This window comes from Natrinema pallidum (assembly GCF_005890195.1).
GTDB classification, from domain to species: domain Archaea; phylum Halobacteriota; class Halobacteria; order Halobacteriales; family Natrialbaceae; genus Natrinema; species Natrinema pallidum.
The window spans coordinates 3298715-3320898 of the sequence record NZ_CP040637.1 but is presented as its reverse complement, the minus strand read 5'-3'; the positions used below and the strand labels follow the sequence as shown (position 1 = coordinate 3320898).

24 protein-coding genes are annotated in these 22184 nt (G+C 65.5%); 16 read left to right on the top strand and 8 right to left on the bottom strand.

What is annotated here, in order from left to right:
• The first annotated feature begins 2 nt into the window (after positions 1–2).
• Together FGF80_RS16510 and FGF80_RS16505 are read left to right on the top strand one after the other, a co-directional pair.
• Positions 3–626, top strand: coding sequence for a VOC family protein (locus FGF80_RS16510; protein WP_006184843.1), 624 nt, complete (start codon positions 3–5; stop codon positions 624–626).
• Complete coding sequence (locus FGF80_RS16505) at positions 623–1273, top strand: alpha/beta hydrolase (RefSeq protein ID WP_138655209.1); 651 nt, start codon at positions 623–625, stop codon at positions 1271–1273. The genes FGF80_RS16510 and FGF80_RS16505 overlap by 4 nt, the downstream gene beginning before the upstream one ends.
• Positions 1274–1311: 38 nt before the next feature.
• Here FGF80_RS16505 and FGF80_RS16500 read toward each other — a convergent pair whose 3' ends face one another.
• On the bottom strand, positions 1312–1728 hold the full coding sequence (locus FGF80_RS16500) for a universal stress protein (RefSeq protein ID WP_006184841.1): 417 nt from the start codon (positions 1726–1728) through the stop codon (positions 1312–1314).
• A 169-nt stretch (positions 1729–1897) separates the two neighbouring features.
• The gene (locus tag FGF80_RS16495; protein ID WP_138655207.1) at positions 1898–2992 is read right to left on the bottom strand and encodes an aminopeptidase; all 1095 of its coding nucleotides are present in this window, start codon (positions 2990–2992) and stop codon (positions 1898–1900) included.
• A 341-nt stretch (positions 2993–3333) separates the two neighbouring features.
• Here FGF80_RS16495 and FGF80_RS16490 point away from each other — a divergent pair, with 341 nt between their 5' ends.
• Both FGF80_RS16490 and FGF80_RS16485 read left to right on the top strand, forming a co-directional pair.
• Positions 3334–4194 carry a hypothetical protein gene (locus FGF80_RS16490; RefSeq protein WP_138655205.1) on the top strand — a complete coding sequence of 287 codons (861 nt, stop codon included), beginning with the start codon at positions 3334–3336 and terminating at the stop codon, positions 4192–4194.
• 234 nt (positions 4195–4428) lie between these two features.
• A complete protein-coding gene (locus tag FGF80_RS16485) occupies positions 4429–4671 on the top strand; it encodes a hypothetical protein (RefSeq protein ID WP_006184839.1) in 243 nt (80 codons plus the stop codon).
• Between the two features lie 212 nt (positions 4672–4883).
• Here the strand turns inward: FGF80_RS16485 and FGF80_RS19335 are convergent, their stop codons facing one another.
• Both FGF80_RS19335 and FGF80_RS16480 read right to left on the bottom strand, forming a co-directional pair.
• A complete protein-coding gene (locus FGF80_RS19335; RefSeq protein WP_006184837.1) occupies positions 4884–5030 on the bottom strand; it encodes a DUF7859 family protein in 147 nt (48 codons plus the stop codon).
• Positions 5031–5423: 393 nt separating this feature from the next.
• Positions 5424–5945 (bottom strand): metallophosphoesterase, encoded by a 522-nt coding sequence (locus FGF80_RS16480; RefSeq protein ID WP_006184835.1) that lies wholly within the window; start codon positions 5943–5945, stop codon positions 5424–5426.
• A 157-nt stretch (positions 5946–6102) separates the two neighbouring features.
• Between FGF80_RS16480 and FGF80_RS16475 the strand changes: the two genes are divergently transcribed.
• A complete protein-coding gene (locus tag FGF80_RS16475; protein WP_138655203.1) occupies positions 6103–7047 on the top strand; it encodes a cation diffusion facilitator family transporter in 945 nt (314 codons plus the stop codon).
• Between the two features lie 20 nt (positions 7048–7067).
• Here the strand turns inward: FGF80_RS16475 and FGF80_RS16470 are convergent, their stop codons facing one another.
• Complete coding sequence (locus FGF80_RS16470) at positions 7068–7478, bottom strand: hypothetical protein (protein ID WP_138655557.1); 411 nt, start codon at positions 7476–7478, stop codon at positions 7068–7070.
• A 166-nt stretch (positions 7479–7644) separates the two neighbouring features.
• Between FGF80_RS16470 and FGF80_RS16465 the strand changes: the two genes are divergently transcribed.
• Positions 7645–9795 (top strand): ATP-dependent DNA helicase, encoded by a 2151-nt coding sequence (locus FGF80_RS16465; RefSeq protein ID WP_138655556.1) that lies wholly within the window; start codon positions 7645–7647, stop codon positions 9793–9795.
• A 14-nt stretch (positions 9796–9809) separates the two neighbouring features.
• Here FGF80_RS16465 and FGF80_RS16460 read toward each other — a convergent pair whose 3' ends face one another.
• Both FGF80_RS16460 and FGF80_RS16455 read right to left on the bottom strand, forming a co-directional pair.
• Entirely contained in the window at positions 9810–10310 is a 501-nt protein-coding gene (locus tag FGF80_RS16460; protein ID WP_138655201.1) for a 2'-5' RNA ligase family protein, read from the bottom strand.
• Between the two features lie 67 nt (positions 10311–10377).
• Positions 10378–10572 (bottom strand): DUF7554 family protein, encoded by a 195-nt coding sequence (locus FGF80_RS16455; RefSeq protein ID WP_006184830.1) that lies wholly within the window; start codon positions 10570–10572, stop codon positions 10378–10380.
• Positions 10573–10658: 86 nt separating this feature from the next.
• Between FGF80_RS16455 and FGF80_RS16450 the strand changes: the two genes are divergently transcribed.
• The 10 genes from FGF80_RS16450 (at position 10659) to argF (ending at position 21396) form a co-directional block, all read left to right on the top strand.
• Positions 10659–11780: a helix-turn-helix transcriptional regulator gene (locus tag FGF80_RS16450; RefSeq protein WP_006184829.1), complete on the top strand. Its 1122-nt coding sequence runs from the start codon at positions 10659–10661 to the stop codon at positions 11778–11780.
• Between the two features lie 340 nt (positions 11781–12120).
• The gene (locus FGF80_RS16445) at positions 12121–13359 is read left to right on the top strand and encodes an argininosuccinate synthase (protein WP_138655199.1); all 1239 of its coding nucleotides are present in this window, start codon (positions 12121–12123) and stop codon (positions 13357–13359) included.
• Between the two features lie 2 nt (positions 13360–13361).
• A complete protein-coding gene (argH, locus tag FGF80_RS16440; RefSeq protein WP_138655197.1) occupies positions 13362–14951 on the top strand; it encodes an argininosuccinate lyase in 1590 nt (529 codons plus the stop codon).
• Positions 14952–15179: 228 nt separating this feature from the next.
• A complete protein-coding gene (gene lysW / locus FGF80_RS16435) occupies positions 15180–15344 on the top strand; it encodes a lysine biosynthesis protein LysW (protein WP_006184050.1) in 165 nt (54 codons plus the stop codon).
• A 2-nt stretch (positions 15345–15346) separates the two neighbouring features.
• Positions 15347–16222, top strand: coding sequence for a lysine biosynthesis protein LysX (gene lysX, locus FGF80_RS16430; RefSeq protein ID WP_138655555.1), 876 nt, complete (start codon positions 15347–15349; stop codon positions 16220–16222).
• Complete coding sequence (gene argC, locus FGF80_RS16425; protein WP_138655195.1) at positions 16222–17298, top strand: N-acetyl-gamma-glutamyl-phosphate reductase; 1077 nt, start codon at positions 16222–16224, stop codon at positions 17296–17298. The genes lysX and argC overlap by 1 nt, the downstream gene beginning before the upstream one ends.
• A 1-nt stretch (position 17299) precedes the next feature.
• The gene (locus tag FGF80_RS16420) at positions 17300–18166 is read left to right on the top strand and encodes an acetylglutamate/acetylaminoadipate kinase (RefSeq protein ID WP_138655193.1); all 867 of its coding nucleotides are present in this window, start codon (positions 17300–17302) and stop codon (positions 18164–18166) included.
• A complete protein-coding gene (locus FGF80_RS16415; RefSeq protein WP_138655191.1) occupies positions 18163–19317 on the top strand; it encodes an aspartate aminotransferase family protein in 1155 nt (384 codons plus the stop codon). Before FGF80_RS16420 ends, FGF80_RS16415 begins: the two co-directional genes overlap by 4 nt.
• On the top strand, positions 19314–20423 hold the full coding sequence (locus tag FGF80_RS16410) for a [LysW]-lysine hydrolase (protein ID WP_138655189.1): 1110 nt from the start codon (positions 19314–19316) through the stop codon (positions 20421–20423). Before FGF80_RS16415 ends, FGF80_RS16410 begins: the two co-directional genes overlap by 4 nt.
• A gap of 52 nt (positions 20424–20475) precedes the next feature.
• Positions 20476–21396 carry an ornithine carbamoyltransferase gene (gene argF / locus FGF80_RS16405; protein ID WP_006184044.1) on the top strand — a complete coding sequence of 307 codons (921 nt, stop codon included), beginning with the start codon at positions 20476–20478 and terminating at the stop codon, positions 21394–21396.
• 42 nt (positions 21397–21438) lie between these two features.
• On the opposite strand, the gene FGF80_RS16400 is transcribed toward argF, so the two are convergent.
• Positions 21439–21924, bottom strand: coding sequence for a hypothetical protein (locus tag FGF80_RS16400; protein ID WP_138655187.1), 486 nt, complete (start codon positions 21922–21924; stop codon positions 21439–21441).
• Positions 21925–22184 lie beyond the last annotated feature (260 nt).

The following is a 22184-nucleotide window of genomic DNA, read 5'->3' as shown; positions in this document are numbered from 1 at the left end:
CCATGTCAGACGACCACAGCACTCCAGTCACCGCCGAACTGCCGGACAGCCCCATTCACACCACCGGAACCGATCACATCACCATCTGGGGGTCCAACGAGGACGATACGATCGAGTTCTACCGGGACCTGCTCGGGATGCCGCTAGTGTTGCGCCAGCCGAACCTCGACGACCCCTCTCAGACCCACCTGTTCTTCGACACGGGCGACGGTCGCATCCTCACCGTCTTCGTCAGCGACGACCGTCCGTCGAACCAGCGAGGACAGCGCGTTGGTACCGGTGCCGTCCACCACCTCTGTTTCAGCATCGATCCGGACGAGTACGAGGACACGATGCGGGCGCTGGCGGACGCCGGCCACCAGTACAACGTCTTCGATCGGGGCATCTTCCACTCGATCTACACCACGGACAACAACGGCCTCGTCATCGAACTCTCGGCGGACAAGTACGAGATTCCCGACGACCGCCGGGGCGACGTGCTGGCGAAGGCACAGGAACGCCGCGAGGAAGACGGTGCCGAGTACGCCAAGGACGAACACCTCCGCGGTGCGATCGACGCGCTGGGTCTCGAGGTGATCGAATACGACCTTCCCGAAGCCAGTTCGGGCGTCGGTGGCGTCGAATGAGCGCGGACCGCGCCGACGGGCCACATCAAAACCAGCCGCTCGTGACGGGCGGGACCGATCTCGCGGACGCTGACGCGGCGCTCGTGTGCACCCACGGCCGGGGCGCAAGCGCCCGCGGGATGCTCCGGATCGCCGACGAGGTCCACCGCGAGGGCGTCGCGGTTCTCGCCCCGCAGGCCGCGCGACAGACCTGGTACCCGGACTCGTTTCTAGCACCGGTCGAGCGCAACGAGCCCGGCAGATCATCGGGCCTACAGGCCATCAGCGATGCCATCGAGACGGCCATCGACGCCGGGATTCCGACCGATCGGGTCATGCTGCTCGGCTTCTCGCAGGGCGGCTGTCTCGCCAGCGAGTACGTTGCGCGCAACCCGCGGCGGTACGGCGGGGTGGCAGCCCTCAGCGGCGGACTCATCGGCGCGCAGATCGACGACGACTACCCCGGCGACCTCGAGGGAACGCCGGTCTTCCTCGGCTGTAGCGACGACGATCCCCACATTCCAGAAGAGCGGGTCCACGACACGGCCGCCGTGTTCGAGGAGATGAATGCCGATGTCACCGCACGGCTCTACGAGGGGATGGGCCACGGCATCAACGAGGACGAACTGGCGGCCGTCGCCGACCTAGTTGCGGCGCTGGTCGACTGAGCGGCGAGAGTGAGCCACGGCCGTCCTCGCGTGTCCGATCAGCGGATAACGGTAACCGGCATGGGGGCGCGTCGGACGATTTTTTCGGCGACGCTGCCGAGCAGGACGCGGGAGAGACCGGACCGTCCGTGGCTTCCGATGACGATGTGGTCGACGTCGTGGTCCTCGGCGAACCGAACGATTTCGCGCGCGGGCTTCCCGACGACGGTCTCGGTCCGAAACTCGATGTCGGGGTCGCCGACGATCGCCGCGATTTCGTCGGGGAGTTCCTCGGAGACCGTCTCCTCGCGCTCCCGAAGCATCTCCTGGACCATATTGATCCCCGCCTCCGTGGACCCGCCTGCCGCCTCGACGACGCGCAGCAGCACGATCTCGGCGTCCGGATACGTCGAAAACGCGTGTTCGACTGCCTTCTGTGCGGGCTTCGACCCATCGTACGCGACGAGTACTTCCATACGTCTGATAGCTCTTCCGAGAGTATAAACCCATTCGGTGGCACCCACCCGGGTCGCGATCGCCGGTACCGGTCAGCGTCGTCGATCGTACGCCTGTTGTCGCCGGCCCCGACGGCGGATTCGTCCCGCGGGCCCGCGCGATGCGTGCCGATATCCGCCCGCTCGGAACCTACTCTTCGAAGCCGTCCTCGAACCGGAACGTCCCGTTTCGCTGGATCACGTCGCCGTCGACTTCGATGAACGAGTCCTCGCTCATGTCGACGATCATGTCGACGTGGACCGCCGAATCGTTGGCCTCGTTGCCCTCGCCGACGGTATTGTCGTAGGCCCGACCGACGGCCATGTGGACGGTGTCGCCCATCTTCTCGTCGAAGAGCATGTTGTAGGTAAACCGGTCGATGTCGCGATTCATTCCGATACCGAGTTCGCCCAGTCGGCGCGCGCCGTCGTCGGTGTTGAGTACTTCCGTCAGCACGTCCTCGTTCTTCGCTGCCGAGTGGGAGACAACCTCGCCGCCCTCGAACTCGAGGTAGACGTCCGTGATCTCGCGGCCCTGATGGTACAGCGGCATGTCGAACAGCACCTCGCCCTCGACGCTGTCGGGTTGGGGCGCGGTGAAGACCTCGCCGCCGGGGAGGTTATGCTCGCCGTGGTCGTTGATCGTCGGGTTGCCGTCGACGGACATCGTCACGTCGGTCGTGTCGCCGCTGACGATGCGGACCTCCGCGGCGGGGTCCATGATCTCGACCATGTTCGCCTGGTGTTCACGCTGTTCGTCCCAGTCCTTGTTGACGGCGTCCCAGACGAAGTTCTCGTAGCCCTCGGTGCTCATCTCCGCGAGCTGGGCGTTGGCCGGCGCGGGGTACTGCGTGAGACACCAGCGCTTGGAGAGCCGCTCCTCGAGAATGGGGCGCTGGGCCTGCTGGTAGGCCGCGCTGATTTCGGGGTCGACATCGCTGGTCTGGGTAGCGTTGTCCGTCGCGCGAACGGCGATGTAGACGTCCGTGTTCTCGATGAGCGCGAGTTCGTGTTCGGGCGTCTCGAACTCGTCGTCGGACGCGCGGAGATACGCACGCTGCTGTCGTTTGCCGGTTCGCTGGCTCGTCGTGACCGGGTTCGCTCCCAGGTCGCCGATCACTTCGTGGAGCGCGACGACCAGATCCTCGGCGACCGGGTGGGCATCGATGACGACGTTGTCGCCCGCCTCCAGATCGACCGAGTGGTTGGCGATGATCTCTGCGTGTTCGCGGATTCGCGGGTCCATGCATGAACGTACAGCGGACGGCGGGATACTGTTTTCGAAGCGGGATTTAGACGCCCCCTCGTCTGACAGTCGCTTTTAGACGATGCAAGACATCGATCGGAAACTCAAACGGATCTCTACCGAGTGCGACCGAACCTGGCCACAGAAGGTGCTCAATTGAGTCACCCTACTCTTGGAATCTGATCGGTCGCTCTTTCGAATTTACGTTCTCTATTCATAGATTTCTGCCATCGATCTCCCTACCACACCCACGATTACTAATATATGAAATATGTAATATTAATATATGAAAAACTAATATGACGGAAAATTATAAGTTGCATCAGATATGTCTGTTGTATATGGCGAACAGCAATTCACCAAACTTCGATAGACGAAACGTATTAAAATCAATAGGAATCGGTGGAACGATTTCCATTATTCCCGGTATCGCGGCTGCTGATCAGCAAGATATCGATAACGACGTAACGATTGAGAGAATTGAACCGCGCGAAGAAGGACGGTCCGTTGAAGATACAGAGGCGATTATCGACAGCGAGAAGATAACGTCACTAGCAGACAGTGTGGAGGCAGAAACGAGGCTCTCACGAGACCTTGAGACTCCGCTTTCTCTCGAGCTCGTTACGGATAACCAGAAACTCAATGCCGCCGAGCCGGTCATCACACACATCCCGTTTAAACCGCCGAACGCGGAACAATTCTCGCCAAACAACAGCGGTATTATTTTCGCGATTTCGATCAAAGAGGATGGGGAGCGGAACCCCATCGCCGCCTTCGCAGGTGCTCGCGAACGTACTGATGGGGCAAATGTTCAGAGTGATCTTAGTCTTCAAAGCAGCGAAGCGGGCAGTCAGGTCCGAATGACCACGTTCGGACAACAAAACGGACGTGTTAGGAAGATCAATGAAACGACTGAATCAGCAGTTGGTGTTTCTTCGGACCTCCAGCCGAAAGCGAGCTTTCCGGAGCCATCTTGTACGGTTTGTATGACGCTAGTAGACTCGGCCTGTGTTATCGGCTCGGGTACCCTCAGCTATGGTGCCTGTGTTGACGCTGTCGTCGCTACGGCTGCGCTATCAGGTCTGGGCAGCCTGGCAGTCGGTGCCTTGTGTACATACCTCGTTTCGCAGACTGGCGTCACCTGTACCGTCGGTACGCTCGCAGCGTGCACAGCGGTCGGTTGGTGCGACGCAACCCAGTAAGTGAGCGGCTCTCACGAACTGTATTTCACACTCCAGTACACCGCTATAATTCGGTCCGACAACCGCCATCACTCCCCAATTCTATCGCTGGGGACAGTGGTCGTACGCGGGGGTGCTCGAGTTCGATATTCGCGGCCTGTTCGGTCAAGTTCTCCGGCTCGGTCCGACTGAGTCCTCTATTTAGAACCGGCCGCTAATGGGGAGTTTTTTGTATGTCAATGGTGTGGGTTACCTATGAAAATTTCCGATCAAGAACCGCGAGTTAGAACATCGCTAGAAATCGGCGCAGGTCTCGCCTTGCTAACGAAATGGGTCGTCGCCGTTTTTCTCGCATACTACCTCTATTCCACCGGTCTCGAAACCATCGGGGTGCTAGGCGGTATTACCATCACCATCATGACGGTACGGTGGCTATACGTGTACTGGCCGCCGTGGAAGCGGCCTGACGAGTGGATGGATACGACTAGCGATCAGTGAGTCCGAGTTGCTAAGTATATCGTTCTACGTTTGATGCTGAATATGTATGCGGGGGAACGGGACATGCCAGACTCGTCAAATTTTTGATTGGAAACTCGAGGACGCGTTCAGCCGATACGGTCTGCTGTACGTCATTGCCGGCGCAATCCCGATGCTCTGGGGGTGCGCCGGTAAATCGTTACAGTAATCCGTATGACGGCTTGTCTCGGCGATCAGCGGTCGCCGCGCATTCCGTCGCGGAACTCGAGGACCGTCCGGCGCACGAGGAGATAGCCGAAGAAGACGAGCGACAGCAGGATCACGACGACCGCGACGATGACGGGATCGTCGGGAAGGAGACCGATGATGGAATCCAGCATATGCCGCGGCTACACTGTCAGTGTGGTTAACAGTTTCGACCTCGCTTGGTTGAATCCGCGCCGACGTCTCGCTAATGAAATAGTAACTAAAACTGGTCTTTCAGCTTGCGCTGACTATAACGTCGTCTGACTCCTCGGTTGAGATCGGCCTCGATCGCTTCCCCTCCACCGATTCGAGGATCGCCCTCGAGATCGAGGCCACCGTCCCCGACGATCACTACCTCCCGATCGCACCGGCCGCTCGTGCCCGTTCCCGTCCGACACTCCGGTTCGAACGGGCGGCCGGCACCGATCGATACCGATCGCATATCCGCCGGTCCCCGCTGGCGCTGTCGCTCGTTCTGTCGCTCCCCTCCACCGGATCGCCACCGTCCTCCCCACAGTCTCGGCGAGCTACGCCGTCGGCACGCCGAACGCCTCGAGCACCGCCCCGTCCGGTTCGCGAATCTCGCCCTCGAGCCCGCTTTCGCCGTCCCCGCGTTCCTCGAGCACTGCAAAGCCCGGCCGATTGCCGCGCGGATCGGCGTGGCTGCCGGGATTGAGCAGGACGGCCTCGTCGGTCTCGACGACCGTCGGCCGGTGGGTGTGTCCGGAGACGACGACGTCGGCCCCTCGCGAGCGTCCGAACATCGCGAGCCCCGTCTCGCCGCCGTCCCGTCGGTGCGTGACGGCGAACCGGACGCCACCGGCCTCGACGACACGCGCCGTCGGAAGTCGGTCGCGTACCGCCGCACTATCGGCGTTTCCGTGGACCGCGTCCAGCCGATTACACTCCGTCTGAAACGCCTCGAGCGCTGCCTCGGTCGTGAAGTCGCCGGCGTGGATGACGGTGTCGGCCTCCCGGGCCGCGGTCAGTGCGTTGCCCTCGAGTTCGTGGCCGCGACTGCTGTGCGTGTCGGAGAAAATCGCGATCATGATCGGCCTTCGCCCGTCACTGACAGGTCCCTTTCGGATGCGGTCCGCGATGCGTCCGGGAGCGCGGCCCGGAGGGGAGTCGATCGGCTTCGGTCGGCGGCCGAAGCCGATCTAGAGCGGCTTATACTTTTAGGGCGTCCCTTCGTAGTCGCCGTCGATGGCCAGTAGCACCTCCATCGTGCTCGCCGCACTGTTCGCGAACGGTGCGATCGCGGTTCTGAAGTTCGGCGGGTTTCTGTTGACCGGGAGTCCGGCGATGCTGTCGGAGACGTATCACTCGATCTCGGACACGGGGAACCAGATCTTCCTGCTGATCGGGATCACGTACGGCGCACAGGAGGCGACCCGCGAGCATCCGTTCGGTCACGGGAAGGCCCAATTCTTCTACAGCCTTCTCGTGAGCGTCATGCTCTTCGGGATCGCCGGCTGGGAGAGCGCCCGTCACGGTTACGACGCTTTGACCCACGGCGGCGTCCACCGGGCGAGCGAGGACGTGACGCTGCTGGGACAGACGTTCGATCCGGTTTTCGTCAACTACGCCGTGTTGCTCGGGGCGATCGTGTTCGAGTCCTACGCGCTCTGGAAGGCCTACCAGGGAATCAGCCGCCAGATGGACGAGTACGGCTGGACCACCCTCCGCGAGGCGTTCCGCAAGACCAGCGACGTGACGACCCTGACCGCGCTCACCGAGGACACCATCGCGCTCGCCGGTGCGGGGATCGCCCTCTTCGGCGTGTATCTCACGCGGACGACCGGAAACCCGATGTACGACGCCGCCTCCGCGCTCCTCATCGGACTCATGCTCATGGGATTCGCGGTCGCGCTCGCCTGGCAAAACAAGCGGCTCATCCTCGGGGAGAGCCTGCCGAAGGACGCCGAGGACGAACTCCGGGCGATCGTCGCCGACTGGGACGGCGTCACCGAACTCGTCGACTTCCGAACTGTCTACTTCGGTGCCGAGGAGTTGCTCGTCACCGCCGACGTGGCCTTCGATCCCGATCTCGACGCCGAGACGATCGCCGAGCGCATCACCCGGATCGAACTCGCGCTGATGGAGCACGACGATCAGGTCGAGAAGGTCTACATCGAGCCCGAAACGTAGCTCGCTATCGTCCGACCGCGCTATTCTTCGCGTTCGCCGTCCGTATCGTCGTACCTCGCCACGACCGTCGAGCCCGGCGGCCGATCGTTCAACACCGCCGTCACCGTCGTCTCCTCGAGATCGACCGTCGACTCGAGGGGCTCCCAACCGTCCGCCGTGTCGACGGCGACCGCGACGTCGGTCGGGCTCGCGCCGGGGGGTAGCTTCGAGGGATCGTAGACCAGAGCGATCCTGACCGCTTCGACCGCCTTCAACTCCTCGTACGCCACGAGATCGACGGGGTCGGCGAGCGCGTCGACCGGCGGCTCGTGGCCGCTCTTCCGGAGGCCGAACGCGTCGGGGACGACGCCGGCCACGAGGTCGACGCGCGCCCCCACCCGCTCGAGCGGATACTCGGCGACGGCACTCGAATCGTATCCGGGAATGGGCATACGAGGGGCAGGGACTCGAGACGGATGGCCCTGTAGCGCGCGATCGCCGGCCGGGTGTTGGCGGGCATCCCCGCCGTCGGTCATGTAAACGGAGCGTCCGAATCGAGACGAATCCTTTTATCGCAGCGCGAACCTATCGTCTCGTGTGTCCGAGACTGCCGGGTACATGCGCTTTTTCCCGTACGACCAGCCGTACGAGAACCAGCGCGAGGCGATGGACCGCATCCACAACGCCCTCCACCGGGGTCAGGACGTCCTCTTCGAGGGGGCCTGCGGGACCGGCAAGACCCTCTCGTCGCTCGTCCCCGCCCTCGAGATCGCTCGCGAGCAGGACAAGACGGTCGTCATCACGACCAACGTCCACCAGCAGATGCGCCAGTTCGTCGCCGAGGCCCGCGCGATCACCCGCGAGGAGTCCATCCGCGCGGTCGTGTTCAAGGGAAAAGCGTCGATGTGTCACATCGACGTCGGCTACGAGGAGTGTCAGACGCTGCGGGACAACACCCGCGCCGTCGTCGACGCCGAACGCGACCGCGAGCAACTCGAGCGCCGGCAACGCGAACTGCTCGCGGCGAGTCAGGACGGCGACGGCTCGGCGGCCGACGCTCGCTCGGCGGTGATGGACGAACTCGAGACCATCGAGGAGCGACTCGAGGAGTTAGCAGAGCAGACCGTCTGTGACTACTACCGGAACAACCTGACGCAGAACACGGACGACTTCTTCGGGTGGCTCTTCGAGGACGTCCGCACGCCGGACGAGATTTACGACTACGCCGACCGACAGCAGTTCTGCGGCTACGAACTCCTCAAGGAGGGGCTCGAGGGCGTCGATCTGGTCGTCTGTAACTACCATCACCTGCTCGATGCGACCATTCGCGAGCAGTTCTTCCGCTGGCTGGGCCGCGATCCGGACGATATCATCGCCGTCTTCGACGAGGCCCACAACGTCGAGGACGCCGCCCGCGAGCACGCGACTCGGACCTGCTCCGAGCGGACGTTCGACGCCGCATTGGACGAGGTAGCCGACGCGGACGATCCGCGCTCCGAGGACGCCGCGAACGTCCTCTCGGCGTTCCACCACGCGCTCGTCGAGACCTACGAGGAGTCCCTCGGGTTCGGCGACCGCGAGGGGATCGACAACACCTGGTCCGACGTGTCGATCGCCAACGAGGACCGCAAGGACGATCTCACGCTCGCGTTCCTCCAGCGGTACTCCGGTCGGGGGATCGAGGACGATCTCGAGGCCGCGATGAAACTCGGCCGGAAGCTAGACGAGCAGTACGAGGAAGCGTATCGGGAGGGCGAGACGGCCACGCGGACGGAGTGTCAAACCCTCCAGGCTGCCGACTTCATCAGTGCGTGGATGGCCGAGGGCTCGGCGGAGGGGCTCTATCCGGTCGTCGCCGTCACCCGCGACGCCGGCACCGACGAGGTGTACGGCCGCGCGGAGCTGTACTCCTGTCTCCCGCGGCAGGTGACCGGCACGTTGTTCGACGAGATCTACGCGACCGTCCTGATGAGCGCGACCATCCAGCCGTTCGAGGTCACGGGGAACGTGCTCGGTCTCGAGGACACGGTGACGATGGGCTACGGGCTGGGGTTCCCCGCGGAGAATCGCCGCACGTACGCCGTCGAGACGCCGCCGTTGTTCTCCTCGGATCGCGACGATCCTGCCGTCCAGGAGACGGTCACGGAGACGATCCACGACGCCGTCCGAATGACGCCGGGCAACACGCTCGCCTTCTTCCCTAACTACGGCGAGGCGAGCCGGTACGCCGACCGGCTCGTGAGCCGCAGCGATCGGACGCTCTACCTGGACGAGCCGGGCCAGTCCGTCGAGGAGCTCCGGCAGCAGTTCGTCGCGGACGACGGCGCGGTGCTCTGTACCTCGCTGTGGGGCACGCTCGCCGAGGGCGTGAGCTTCGACGGCGACGACGCGAACACGGTCCTGGTCGTCGGCGTCCCCTATCCGCACCTGGACGACCGCGCCGAGGCAGTCCAGGACGCCTACGACGTGGCCTTCGACGGCACCGACACGGGCTGGCGCTACGCCGTCGAGATCCCGACGATCCGCAAGACCAGGCAGGCCCTGGGCCGGGTCATCCGCTCGCCCGAGGAGGTCGGCGTCCGCGCGCTGCTCGACCGGCGCTACTCGAGGCGTGCGAAACCGGACCTCGGCAAGTACAGCGTCAACGGCATCTTCCCCCACGAGGAACGCGAGGAACTGATCGATATCGACCCGGAGAAGCTCAAGTTCTCGATGCTCAACTTCTACGGCGGTCACGACGCCTACGACGGCGACCCGCCGGCTCCGTGACCCCACCCGCGGGGTCAGGACGGCAACGAAACGCGGCTCACCGGCAGCTTGTCCGTCCCGTCCCAGAACTCGAGTTCGCTGACCGTCCATCGAATCGGGTCGATCTCGCGGTCGGCTAGTCGGCGTGCGGTCGCGAGGTCGCCGCCGCGGGCCAGCGTCACGTGCGGCACGTAGTCGCCGCCCTCGAGCCCGTCGACGGGTTCGAAGGCCTCGGTGAGGGCGGCGTGAACGTCCTCGAGTCCGGGACTGTCGACGGCTAAATAGACCACTGGAGCCGAACCGAGCGGCGGGTCCTCGAAGTAGTCGATGCCCGTGATCGCGGCCTCGACGGCGGGGGTTCCCTCGAGCGCGCGGTGGGCACGGTGTTGAAGCTGTGCGACGTGGTCGGCCCCGCCGAGTCGCTTGAGCAGACAGGAGTGATCCTCGCGGACGGTCTCGAACCCGATCAGGTCGGGATGGAGCCGGTTCGCGAGCTGCCGGACGCGACCGGGGACCGGAACGTTGACGCTGTACACTTCAGTCGCGGTTGGGCCGAGGCGGCTATCAGTCTGCTGGTCTCACGGGGGACGATTCGACGCCGGATTAGAGTCGGTCGAGCAGCCAGAGGCCGATCAGCACGGCGATCGCGAACTGGACGACGAGGGCGAACGGACCGAGCAGGCTCGTGAGACCGTTGATCACCGCGCCGATGATCTCGAGCACGAGCAAGACGGCGACCAGCCCGAGGACGAGTTTCAGCAGGGTCTCGATCTCGAGTTCGCCGCGCGTGTCGAACATACGGCCATGCTTGAGAGACTAGCTGAAAAACACGTCGGTACGGTGGTCGGAAAGACCTATTTAGACGGCTCCGGCATGTCATAGTAATGGAGGCGAGGGGGCTGCGGGCCCTACTGTGTGTGCTCGTGGTGGTTGCGTCTTCGATCGCGTTCGTCTCGGCGGCGGCCGGTGTCACGGCGGACGTCGGGACACAGCGAGCGGCGCTACAGGAAGCGCCCGGGGGCGACGCGAACGGCACGCCGACGCTCGGAGAGGCGGACCAGACGTATATCGACGTGTTCATCACCGAGAACGGCTCGGCGCGGGTGACGGTCGACTACCAGTTCTACCTCGCCGACGAGAACCGGTCGGCCGAGTGGGAGTCGTTGGAGGCGAACATCTCGAGCGAGACCGACTGGTACGTCGCCGAGGAACGCCGGAGTTGGAACGAGACGCTCTCCAAAGGGGAAAACGCGACCGATCGGGAGATGTCGCTCTCGAACGTCTCCATCACCACGGAGACGACGTCCAGACCGGAGGAGATCGGCCACGCGAAGGTTGCATTCGAGTGGGCTCACTTCGCACACGTCCAGGTCAATCGGATCGAGGCGGGCGCTGCGCTCTCCGGCTTTACGCTCACCGACGGGACGACGTTGCAGTTCCGCTGGCCCGAAGAGTACGCCATCTACGAGAACGAGGGTGCACCGCAGGTGAAGCCGTCGCCCGACGAGTCGGGTGCCGGATCGGTCGGCTGGGAGGGCGAACGGAACTTCCCCGACGGCGAGCCCCGGGTCGTGCTGATACGGGACAGCGACGCGGGCGCGAACGAGCCCCAGTCCGCCGAGGAACCGTCGATGCCGTGGACGATCGTCGCGCTCGCGCTCGCGTTGCTCGCGACCGTCGGTGCGGCCGGCTGGTTGCTCGGTCGCAGACGGTCGGACGGCGAGGCGACCGTCGCCGAGGACGAGGCCGTCCACCGACCCGACGGCGCGGCCGATTCCGAGCGGTCCGTCCCCGACGACCCCCCGCCGGAGTTGCTGAGCAACGAGGAACGCGTCCTGCGACTGCTCGAGGCACGCGGCGGCCGGGTCAAACAACAGCAGGTCGTCTCGGAACTGGACTGGACCGAGGCCAAGACGAGTCAGGTCGTCGGCGACCTGCGCGAGAACGACGAGATCGAGGTGTTCCGAATCGGGCGGGAGAACGTGCTGACGTTACCCGACGACTAACGGTGTCCCCACGTGTCGGCCGGCCCTGCCGATCCCGCGTCGGGACCATCGAGCGCGCAGGGTAGCAGGATTTAAGACTGTGGACCTGTACCACTCTACCAATGAGCCGTCTCGCCGGTACCGCGTTCGCCGTTCTCGGTACCGACGGGTCCGTCGCTCGGCGGCGGCCGCGGCGATTCCGACCGGGCCTTTGAGCCCGTACTATACTACTCCCCCTGTTCCGGTCTGTTTCGCATTTCCCGAAACTGCAGTATTTTGGGTTAGCAGCATCTCTACCTTTAATTTACGAAATAGAAACCAATGAATTTAAGTCTATCCTGCGGATTTACTCGAGTACGATATGACCTGCGTGGCACTTGCGTTTTCGGGCGGTCTGGACACGACGGTCTGTGTCCCGCTGCTCGAGGAAGAATACGGATACGACGACGTGATCGGCGTTACCGTCGACGTCGGCCAACCGGCCGAAGAGTTCGACGAAGCCGAAGAAACCGCCGAGGCGCTCGGCCTCGACCACTACGTCGTCGACGCGCGAGCGGAATTCGCTCAACTCTGTCTCGAGAGCGTTCGCGCGAACGCGACCTATCAGGGCTACCCGCTGGGAACGGCGCTTGCCCGTCCCGTGATCGCGGACGCGATCCTGGAGGTCGCGGAGGAACAGGACTGTACTGGCATTGCCCACGGCTGTACGGGCAAAGGCAACGACCAACTGCGCTTCGAGGCCGTCTGGCGTAGCTCCGACCTCGAGGTCATCGCCCCCGTGCGCGAACTCGGCCTCACCCGCGAGTGGGAGAAAGAGTACGCCGCCGAGAAGGACCTCCCCGTCGAGGGCGGCAGCGGCGGCGACTGGTCGATCGACACCAACATCTGGAGCCGCTCGGTCGAGGGCGACGACCTCGAGGACCCGAACTACGTTCCCTCGACGGAGATCTACGCGTGGACCGAAGACCCCTCCGACGAGACCGAGGAGATAGAGATTTCCTTCGAGAACGGCTACCCAGTCGCCGTCGACGGCCAGGAGTACGAGCCGGTCGCACTCATCGAACACCTCAACGAACTCGCCGGCAGCTACGGCGTCGGCCGCACTGACATGATGGAAGACCGCATGCTCGGGCTGAAGGTCCGCGAGAACTACGAGCACCCCGGCGCGACGACCCTCCTTTCGGCCCACGAGGCCCTCGAGGGGCTCGTTCTCACGCAGGAGGAGCGCCAGTTCAAGACCCAGATCGACCAGCAGTGGTCCCAGAAGGGCTACGAGGGGCTGATCGATGCCCCGCTCGTGAGCGCGCTCGAGAGCTTCATCGACGAGACCCAACAGCGCGTGACCGGCACGGTCACGATCCGCTTCGAGGGCGGCCAGGCCCGCCCGGTCGCTCGCGACAGCAAGTTCGCGGCCTACTCGGCCGAACACGCCTCCTTCGACACCGAGACCGTCGGGAAGATCAAACAGGAAGACGCCACCGGCGTCGCGAAGTACCACGGCTTCCAGCGCCGCCTCGCGAACGAGGCGATCGCGGCCAACGCCGACGCCGAGGCAGTCGAACTCGCGACCGACGGGAGCGGGACGGGAGACGACCAGTAATCATGACCGAGGAGAGCGCTCACGACGGCGGTGAGTTCACAGCCGATGGCGGGGGACAGTCCGACGAACCGCACACCTCGTCGGCGTCTCGCTCTGACGGCGGCGACGAGGGCGGTGAGCGATCCACCGGATCGCGATCTTCGTCGGATCTCCGATCCGACGGTGTCGTCCGCCGGGACCGCTTCAGCGGTGGCCCCGCCCGGAGCTTCCTCTCCTCGCTCGCGGCGGACGAACGCATCTTCGAGGCCGACCTCGAGGTCGACCGCGCACACACGGTCATGCTCGCCGAACAGGGCATCATCGACGACGACGTGGCCGGCCAGATCCTGACCGCTCTCGACGCGATCGAAGTCGACGGCCACGGCTCCGTGCCCGACGGCGAGGACGTCCACGAGGCCATCGAGACCGCCGTCATCCAGCGCAGTGGCGCGGACGGCGGGAAGATGCACACCGCACGATCGCGCAACGACGAGGTCGCGGCCTGCATCCGCTATCGCCTGCGCGAGGACGTTCTCGAGGCGATCGAGACGACGCTCGCGCTGCGCGAGTCGCTCGTCGATGTCGCCGAAGCGCACACTGAGACGATCATGCCCGGCTACACGCACCTCCAGCCCGCCCAGCCGACCACCGTGGCACACTGGGCGCTGGCCTACGAGGGCGCGGTTCGCCGCGACACCGAACGCTTGCTCGAGGTCTACGGCCGGATCAACCAGTCGCCGCTGGGTGGCGCGGCGTTCGCGGGCACGACCTTCGACATCGATCGCGAGCGCGTCGCCGACCTGCTGGGGTTCGACGGGCTGGTGGTAAATTCGATGGACGCCGCCTCGAGTCGGGATTTCCTGCTCGAGACGACCCAGGCGCTGTCGACCCATGCGACGACGCTGTCGGGGCTGGCGGAGGACGTGATCATCTTCGCGAACCGCGGCTTCGTCGATCTGGCCGACGACTACTCCTCGACGTCGTCGATCATGCCCCAGAAGAAGAACCCGGATACGCTGGAACTGGTCCGCGCGGTCGCGGGCGACGCGGCCGGCGGCGTCCAGGGGCTGACGACGACGCTGAAGGGGCTGCCCCGCGCGTACAACCGCGACCTCCAGCGGGCGACGACCCACGCCTGGAAGACCGTCGACGCGGTCACCGAGGCCAGCGAGGTCGCGGCGGGCGCGGTGGCGACGGCCGACTGGAACGAGGCGGCCCTCGCCGCGGCGGCCGGCGACGGTTTCTCCACGGCGACCGGCGTCGCGGATCTGTTGGCGGCCAACGGGGTACCGTTCCGGACGGCGCACGAACTCGTGGCCCTCGCGGCCGACAACGGTGCCGACTACGACGCGCTCGAGACCGCAGCTCAGGACGTACTCGGCGAATCGCTCGCGGCCCACGTCGAACCCGCGGCCGTCGAAAAGGCGCTCGAGCCGGCCGAAAGCGTCGCGAGCCGCGACTCACAGGGTGGCCCCGCGCCCGACGCGGTCGCTCCCCAGATCGAGTCGGCTCGCGAGTCGCTTGCGGCCGACGAGGAGTCGCATGCGGCCGCGACCGACGGGCTCGAAACGGCACGCGAGGCGCTCCGGTCGGAGGTGAACGGCTATGTCTGAGGCCGGCTGTCGCCCATCCGGAACGAGACCACGAGCGACGCCACACGCCGCCGTTCGGCCGGGTCGGCGGCGATCCCCGCGAGGGGACAAAACACCGAATAACTGATATGCTGAACAAAAATTGCCGCCATTTGGGTATGATGCCCCGTTAGAGGGGAGTGCAGCTATTATAATTTTATTGGTATGTTCGAAGGATTTAAGGTATCCCGGTACACACATGGGAGTACAATGACCGACTGCGTCGAGTGTGGGGCCGAAGTATCCCTGCACGACGATCTGGAAGTGGGTGAGATCATCGACTGTACGACCTGTGGAGCCGAGCTGGAAGTCGTCGACACGGAGCCGCCAGTCCTCGAGCGAGCCCCCGAGCTCGAAGAGGACTGGGGTGAGTGACCTTGCAAGTAGGACTCCTCTACTCACGGATCCGCAAGGACGAAAAGCTCCTCCTCACCGAGCTTCGCGAGCGTGACCACGAGGTCACGAAGATCGACGTCCGCAAACAGACCTTCGACATCGCGGCGGCTCCCGCGGCGTTCGACGGCCTCGACATCGTCGTCGATCGCTGTCTCGCCACGAGCCGGAGCCTGTACGCCACGCAGTTCTTCGAGGCCTACGGCATCCCCGTGGTCAACAGCCACGAGACCGCAGCCATCTGCGCGGACAAGGTACAGAACAGCCTCGCCCTCGAGAAGGCGGGCGTACCCACGCCCGCGACGAAGGTCGCGTTCACCAAAGAGACCGCGATGGACGCCATCGAGGAGTTCGGGTATCCATGCGTGCTCAAACCCGTCGTGGGGTCGTGGGGCCGCCTGATGGCCAAGATCGACTCCGAGTCGGCCGCGGAGGCTATCCTCGAGCACAAGGCGACGCTGGGTCACTACGAGCACAAGGTGTTCTACGTCCAGGAGTTCGTCGAGAAGCCCGGGCGTGACATCCGCGTGCTCGCGACCGACGGCGAGCCCATCGCGGCGATGGTCCGTTCGTCGGACCACTGGATCACCAACGCCGCGAAGGGTGCGGAGACGGACGCTTTCGACCTCGACGACGAGGCCCTGGCGCTCGTCCGGAAGGCCAGCGATGCCGTCGGCGGCGGCCTGTTGGGCATTGACCTGATGGAAACCGGCGATTCGTATACGGTCCACGAGGTCAACCACACCGTCGAGTTCAAGGCCCTCGACGACGCCGTCGAGACGGACATCGCAGCCACCGTCGTCGACTGGCTCGAGGGGAAAGCGCAAGCGGCCGCCGACGAGCTCGAGGTGACCGCCTGATGGCGGTCGGCACCGAGACCGGCGCGGACGCAAACGCCGAGACGGTCACCGCGAGCGTCATCGGCGGGAGCGGCTTCACCGGCGGCGAGTTGCTGCGACTGCTCGCCGGGCATCCCAACGTCGAGATTACCGAGGTCACGAGCCGGTCGAAGGCCGGCAAGAGCGTCGGCTCCGTCCACCCGCCGCTGCGCGGATCGGACCTGCGCTTTACCGAACCCGCGGATTTGGAGAGCGTCGACGTTCTGTTCGCGGCGACGCCACACGGCGTCTCCATGGGCCGGATCGACGACTTCTTCGAGGTCGCGGATACCGTGGTCGACCTCTCGGCGGACTTCCGCCTCGAGAGCGAGGCCCAGTACGACGAGTGGTACGACGGCCACGAGGCACCCGAATACCTCGAGCAGGCGGAATACGCCCTTCCCGAGATCAACCGCGAAAACCTCGCAGGTGCCGAACTCATCGCCGGAGGCGGCTGTAACGCCACCGCGACGATCCTCGGGCTCTACCCGCTGTTCGAGCACGATATCCTGGAAGGCGGCGAGCAGGTCGTCGTCGACGTCAAGGTCGGCTCCTCCGAGGGGGGAGCCGGCGGCGGCGAGGCCTCGAGCCACCCCGAACGCTCGGGGGTCGTGCGTCCGTACGCGCCGACGGGCCACCGCCACGAGGCCGAAATCGAACAGTTCCTCGGTACGTCGGTCGCGTTCACCTGCCACGCCGTGGATATGGTTCGCGGCGCGAGCGCGACGAACCACGTCTTCCCCTCGAGCCCGGTCTCGAAGGGCGACCTCTGGCAGGCCTATCGGGGTTGCTACGAGGACGAGCCGTTCGTTCGCATGGCCGCCGGCGGCTCCGGTGTGTATCGGTATCCGGAGCCAAAGGCGGTCGCCGGCACCAACCTCGCCGAGGTCGGCTTCGAACTCGACCCGTCGAACGAGCGCATCGTCGTCCTCTCGGCCATCGACAACATGATGAAAGGCTCCGCGGGGCAGGCGGTCCACGCCGCCAACGTCGCGCTGGGGCTCGAGGAGACCGCCGGACTCGAGTTTACGGGACTGCATCCCGTGGGGGCTCCCTGAGATGACGACCGTTGTCAAGATCGGCGGCGCACGCGCCGTCGATCCCGAGGGCGCGCTCGCGGATGTCGCCTCGCTCGTCGACGATGGCGAGGATGTCGTCCTGACCCACGGCGGCTCGACCGCCGTCGACGAGACCTTGGAGGACCTCGGCAAAGAGCCGACGTACGTCGAAACGCCCGGCGGCGTCGTCGGGCGCTTCACCGACGAGGAGACGATGGACGTCTTCAAGATGGTCATGCCCGGCAAGCTCAACACGGACCTCGTGGAGAGCCTGCACAACGAGGGCGTCGACGCCGTCGGCCTCGCCGGCACCGACGGCAAACTCCTCGAGGGCAACCGGAAGTCCGCCGTCCGCGTCAAAGAGGACGGCAAGAAAAAGATCAAGCGCGGCGACCACTCGGGGAAAATCGAGTCGGTCAACGTCGACCTGCTCGAGACGATCCTCGCGGGCGGCTACACGCCAGTCGTCTCCGTCCCCATGCTTGGCAAGGAGAAGTCGGGCGGCTACACCGCGGTCAACGCCGACGCCGACCGCGCCGCTGCCGCCATCGCGGGCGCGCTCGAGGCCGCCCTCGTCGTGCTGACGGACGTCTCGGGGATCTACGAGGACCCCGACGACGAGTCGACGACGATCGACTCGGCGTCGACCCCCGAGGAGTTCGAGTCGGTCAAAGACGCCGCCGAGGGGTTCATGACGAAGAAGGTTATGGCCGCCGAGGAGGCCCTCGAGGGCGGGGCCGCGTCGGTCACCGTCGCGACGGCCAACGCGGACGAACCGATCACGAGCGCGCTGGCCGGTGCGGGGACGACCCTCGAGCCCGGCGCGCTCGCGGACGAACACGACGCTGACACGGAGGCCGACGAATGAGCGACCTCGATTTCATCTCCGGAAGCAAACCGATCGGTATCGAACGCGGTGAGGGGCCGTACCTCTACACCGACGACGGCACGGAGTATCTGGACGCCGGTGCGAGCTACGCCTGTACCCCGCTGGGTCACTCTCATCCGGCGGTCGTCGACGCGGTACGGGAGCAGGTCGGTGACCTGACGTTCGTCGACTCCTCGTATCCCGTCCAGTCGCGCGAGGACGCCTACGCTGCGCTCGTCGCGGCCGCACCGGACGGCCTCGAGTCGGCCTGGTTCTGCAATTCCGGGACCGAGGCCAACGAGGCCGCCTTGAAGTTCGCACGGTCGGCGACCGGCGAGTCGAAGATCGTCGCCGCGACCCGCTCGTTCCACGGGCGGACGATGGGGTCGCTCGCGGCCACCTGGAAGGACAAGTACAAGAAGCCCTACGAGCCCCTGGCCGGCGACGTGGAATTCGTCCCTTACGGCGACGGCGAGGAACTCGCCGCTGCCGTCGACGACGAGACGGCAGCCGTCATCCTCGAGCCGATCCAGGGCGAGGGCGGGATCAACGTCCCGTCGGCGGGGTACCTCGAGACGGCCCGCGAGGTCACCGACGCGGCGGGCGCGGCGCTCGTTCTGGACGAGGTCCAGACCGGAATGGGCCGTACCGGCCGGATGTGGGCCTGCCAGAACGCGGGCGTCACGCCCGACGTCCTCACGACGGCGAAGGGCCTGGGTAACGGCCTGCCCGTCGGCGCGGTCGCGGTCCAGGACTGGATCGCCGACGGTGCGGCTTCCCACAACGCCACGTTCAGCGGCGGCCCCGTCGTCGCCGCGGCGGTCCACGCGACCGTCTCGACGCTGGTCGAGGAGGAGTGGCCCGCTCATGCCGCCGACCTCGGCGACTTCCTCGTGACCGAACTCGAGGCGGCGCTGGGCGATGCGGTCCGCGAGGTCCGCGGCCGCGGCCTCCTCGTTGGCATCGAGTTGAAACGCGGGGCGAACCGGGTCGCTCGTGACCTGGCGATGACCCAGCAGGTCCTCGCGTTGCCTGCTGGCCGGACCGTGCTACGTCTGCTGCCGCCGCTCGTGATCGATGAGGCCGAAGCGGAGCAGCTTGTGGACGCGCTGATGGCGACCATCGAACCCGAGACCGACTCCCAATCATGAGTGCGACCATGGAAGACACCGCCGACGTCCCGCTCGAGGCGGCCCGCGACCTCCTGATCGATCTCGTCGCCACGCCGTCGCCGTCCGGCGAGGAGGAGGCCGCCGCCGAGCGCCTCGTCGAGTTCTTCGACGCCTACGGCCGCGAGGCCCGGATCGACGCGGTCGGCAACGTTCGCGCCCCGGCGGACGACGCCGTCCTCCTGACCTCACACGTCGATACTGTCCCCGGCGAGATTCCGGTCCGCGTCGACACTGCTGACGCCGCGGACGAGGACGCCGCGGTCGCCAACGCGGGCGAGGACCTCCTCTGGGGGAGGGGCAGCGTCGACGCGACGGGGCCGCTGGCCGCGATGGCCGTCGCGGCCGTCCGGACCGGCGTCTCCTTCGTCGGCGTCGTCCAGGAGGAGACGAGTTCCCTGGGTGCCCGCCACCTCGTGGCCGATCGGGAGGCCGAACCCGATGCCGTCGTCAACGGCGAACCGAGCGGTGCGACGGGGATCACGCTCGGCTACCGTGGCTTCCTCAACGGGACGTACGTCGCGACCAGCGAATCGGGTCACACCTCCCGGCCCGAACCCAACGCCATCCAGCACGCGACGGACTGGTGGACGGGCGTCGAAGCCGCGTTCGAACAGGACGAGTCCGCGCCCGTCTTCGAGCGCGTAACCGCCAAACCCGTCGCCATCGACGGCGGGATCACCGAGGACGGCCTCTCCGTCGAAGCGACCCTCGAGGCCCAGTTGCGGGTCCCCCCGTCGATGGACGTCGAGACGGTCCGCGAGACGGCCGAAGCGGAACTCGAGATCGGGACCGTCTCCTGGGACGAGCCGATCCCGCCGGTGATGGAGAGTCCCCGTACCGAAGTCGCTCGCGCCTTTCGAGCGGCCATCCGCGCGGAGGACGGCGAGCCACGCTTGCTCCGCAAGACCGGGACCAGCGACATGAACCTCTACGCCGACGCCTGGGACTGCCCCATGGTGACCTACGGCCCCGGCAACTCCGAACTCGACCACGCGCCCGACGAACGGCTCTCGCTGCCGGCGTTCGATCAGGCGGTCGCGGTCCTCGAGCGGGTCGCGACGACGCTTCGCGAGGGCGACGAATGACGGCGACGAAGACACCGACAGCAGCGCAACCACAGACACGCGGTGATCAACCATGACGACCGATTCCGATCCGACACACTTCCTCGACATCGACGACGTTTCGCGCGACGAACTCCTGACGATCCTCGAGCAGGCCGGCGAGTACAAGCGCGCCCAGCGGGCGGGTGCGGATCACGCCGACCTCGACGGGCAGACCCTCGGGATGATCTTCCAAAAACCGAGCACGCGGACCCGCGTCTCCTTCGAGACGGGGATGACCCAACTCGGCGGCCACGCCGTCTTCCTCGGGGAAGACGACATCCAACTCGGCCGCGGCGAGCCGCTGAAAGACACCGCACGGACCCTCTCGCGGTACGTTGACGCGGTGATGGCCCGCGTGTTCAAACACGAGAACGCCGAGGTGCTCGCGGAGTACTCCTCGGTGCCCATCGTCAACGGCCTCACCGACGACGCCCATCCCTGTCAGACGCTCGCTGATCTGCTGACGATTCGCGAACACATGGGTGGACTCGAGGACGTCTCGGCGGTCTGGATCGGGGACGGTAACAACGTCGCTCAGTCGTTTACGCTCGGCGCGGCGCTGACCGATATCGACCTGACGGTCGCGACGCCCGCGGGCTATGGGATCGACGACGATGTCCTCGAGCGCGCGCGGACCCTGGGTGGCGATCCGACGGTCACAACCGATCCCGTCGAGGCGGTCGGCGACGCCGATATCATCTACACGGACGTCTGGATCAGCATGGGGCAGGAGGACGAACGCGATGTCCGTATGAACGACTTCGAGGGCTTCCAGGTGTGTTCGGACCTGCTCGAGCACGCCCCCGAGGCGTCGGTGATGCACTGTCTGCCGGCCCATCGCGGCGAGGAGATCACCGATGCGGTCATCGAAGGCGACCGTTCGATCGTCTTCGATCAGGCCGAGAATCGGCTCCACGCCCAGAAGGCGTTGCTGCGTTGGTTGCTCGAGTGAGTCCGCCGTCCCGACGGGAGCGGGCCACGCTGCGGGGCGATTCTACCTGCGATACGTGGAGAGTCGCGGGACGACGGCGGCGTACACGACACCGAGCGCGATGCCGTAGACGACGTGATCGATGATCGGTCCGGCCGCGAGGGGATCGATCGGATCAACTCGCGTGAAGACGTACGTGGTAAGGACGAGGTTCCACCCGATGACAACGTTGCCGAGCCACAGGGCGGCTCCGTAGCCGAGACCGAGGACGGCACCCATCGGAACCGATTCCGAGAGCGGGCGGAGCCGCCGGTGGTACGCGATGAGGCCGTACCCGGAACCGAAGACGGCGCTGTAGCCGATATGGATCACCCACCATAGCTGAAACTCGGGCAGCGTCGTGAGGACGCCCGCGGTCGGCCCTACGTCACCGAGTATGGTCAACATCGGTCTGATGGCCCCCACAATCCCGCCGAGGAGGATCGCGTACGGCCAGTACGAGTAGACGACGAGCGATCGATCGACGTGTTGACTGCGTTCGGTGGCCATACGTGGTGCGTGGTACGATATTCGAATATACCTCTAGTAACGTTTCCATATGATGGGAACGGCATGCGGCGACTCCGATCGCCGCTCGTGCGTCAGTCGTGGTCGGGGCCGGCGACGAACACGCCGCTGCTTGTCGAACGGCGGCCGGACCACGATTCGATGGCGACTATGTGGCCGGCGCGGAAGTCGACGACACGTGGGACTGCCGTCCGGTGACCGGGTGTACTGCCGAATCCACTTGCTTTTTGCACGTCGCCTCC

What these genes read in the sequence shown, in the direction of transcription:
- FGF80_RS16445 (WP_138655199.1), top strand. Translation starts at nt 12,121, where the DNA reads ATGACCTGCGTGGCACTTGCGTTTTCGGGCGGTCTGGACACGACGGTC.
- FGF80_RS19335 (WP_006184837.1), bottom strand. Translation starts at nt 5,030, where the DNA reads ATGCTGGATTCCATCATCGGTCTCCTTCCCGACGATCCCGTCATCGTC.
- FGF80_RS16420 (WP_138655193.1), top strand. Translation starts at nt 17,300, where the DNA reads ATGACGACCGTTGTCAAGATCGGCGGCGCACGCGCCGTCGATCCCGAG.
- FGF80_RS16400 (WP_138655187.1), bottom strand. Translation starts at nt 21,924, where the DNA reads ATGGCCACCGAACGCAGTCAACACGTCGATCGATCGCTCGTCGTCTAC.
- argC (WP_138655195.1), top strand. Translation starts at nt 16,222, where the DNA reads ATGGCGGTCGGCACCGAGACCGGCGCGGACGCAAACGCCGAGACGGTC.
- argH (WP_138655197.1), top strand. Translation starts at nt 13,362, where the DNA reads ATGACCGAGGAGAGCGCTCACGACGGCGGTGAGTTCACAGCCGATGGC.
- FGF80_RS16465 (WP_138655556.1), top strand. Translation starts at nt 7,645, where the DNA reads ATGCGCTTTTTCCCGTACGACCAGCCGTACGAGAACCAGCGCGAGGCG.
- FGF80_RS16510 (WP_006184843.1), top strand. Translation starts at nt 3, where the DNA reads ATGTCAGACGACCACAGCACTCCAGTCACCGCCGAACTGCCGGACAGC.
- FGF80_RS16410 (WP_138655189.1), top strand. Translation starts at nt 19,314, where the DNA reads ATGAGTGCGACCATGGAAGACACCGCCGACGTCCCGCTCGAGGCGGCC.
- FGF80_RS16485 (WP_006184839.1), top strand. Translation starts at nt 4,429, where the DNA reads ATGAAAATTTCCGATCAAGAACCGCGAGTTAGAACATCGCTAGAAATC.
- lysW (WP_006184050.1), top strand. Translation starts at nt 15,180, where the DNA reads ATGACCGACTGCGTCGAGTGTGGGGCCGAAGTATCCCTGCACGACGAT.
- FGF80_RS16505 (WP_138655209.1), top strand. Translation starts at nt 623, where the DNA reads ATGAGCGCGGACCGCGCCGACGGGCCACATCAAAACCAGCCGCTCGTG.
- FGF80_RS16500 (WP_006184841.1), bottom strand. Translation starts at nt 1,728, where the DNA reads ATGGAAGTACTCGTCGCGTACGATGGGTCGAAGCCCGCACAGAAGGCA.
- FGF80_RS16470 (WP_138655557.1), bottom strand. Translation starts at nt 7,478, where the DNA reads ATGCCCATTCCCGGATACGATTCGAGTGCCGTCGCCGAGTATCCGCTC.
- FGF80_RS16475 (WP_138655203.1), top strand. Translation starts at nt 6,103, where the DNA reads ATGGCCAGTAGCACCTCCATCGTGCTCGCCGCACTGTTCGCGAACGGT.
- FGF80_RS16480 (WP_006184835.1), bottom strand. Translation starts at nt 5,945, where the DNA reads ATGATCGCGATTTTCTCCGACACGCACAGCAGTCGCGGCCACGAACTC.
- FGF80_RS16490 (WP_138655205.1), top strand. Translation starts at nt 3,334, where the DNA reads ATGGCGAACAGCAATTCACCAAACTTCGATAGACGAAACGTATTAAAA.
- argF (WP_006184044.1), top strand. Translation starts at nt 20,476, where the DNA reads ATGACGACCGATTCCGATCCGACACACTTCCTCGACATCGACGACGTT.
- FGF80_RS16455 (WP_006184830.1), bottom strand. Translation starts at nt 10,572, where the DNA reads ATGTTCGACACGCGCGGCGAACTCGAGATCGAGACCCTGCTGAAACTC.
- FGF80_RS16450 (WP_006184829.1), top strand. Translation starts at nt 10,659, where the DNA reads ATGGAGGCGAGGGGGCTGCGGGCCCTACTGTGTGTGCTCGTGGTGGTT.
- FGF80_RS16495 (WP_138655207.1), bottom strand. Translation starts at nt 2,992, where the DNA reads ATGGACCCGCGAATCCGCGAACACGCAGAGATCATCGCCAACCACTCG.
- FGF80_RS16415 (WP_138655191.1), top strand. Translation starts at nt 18,163, where the DNA reads ATGAGCGACCTCGATTTCATCTCCGGAAGCAAACCGATCGGTATCGAA.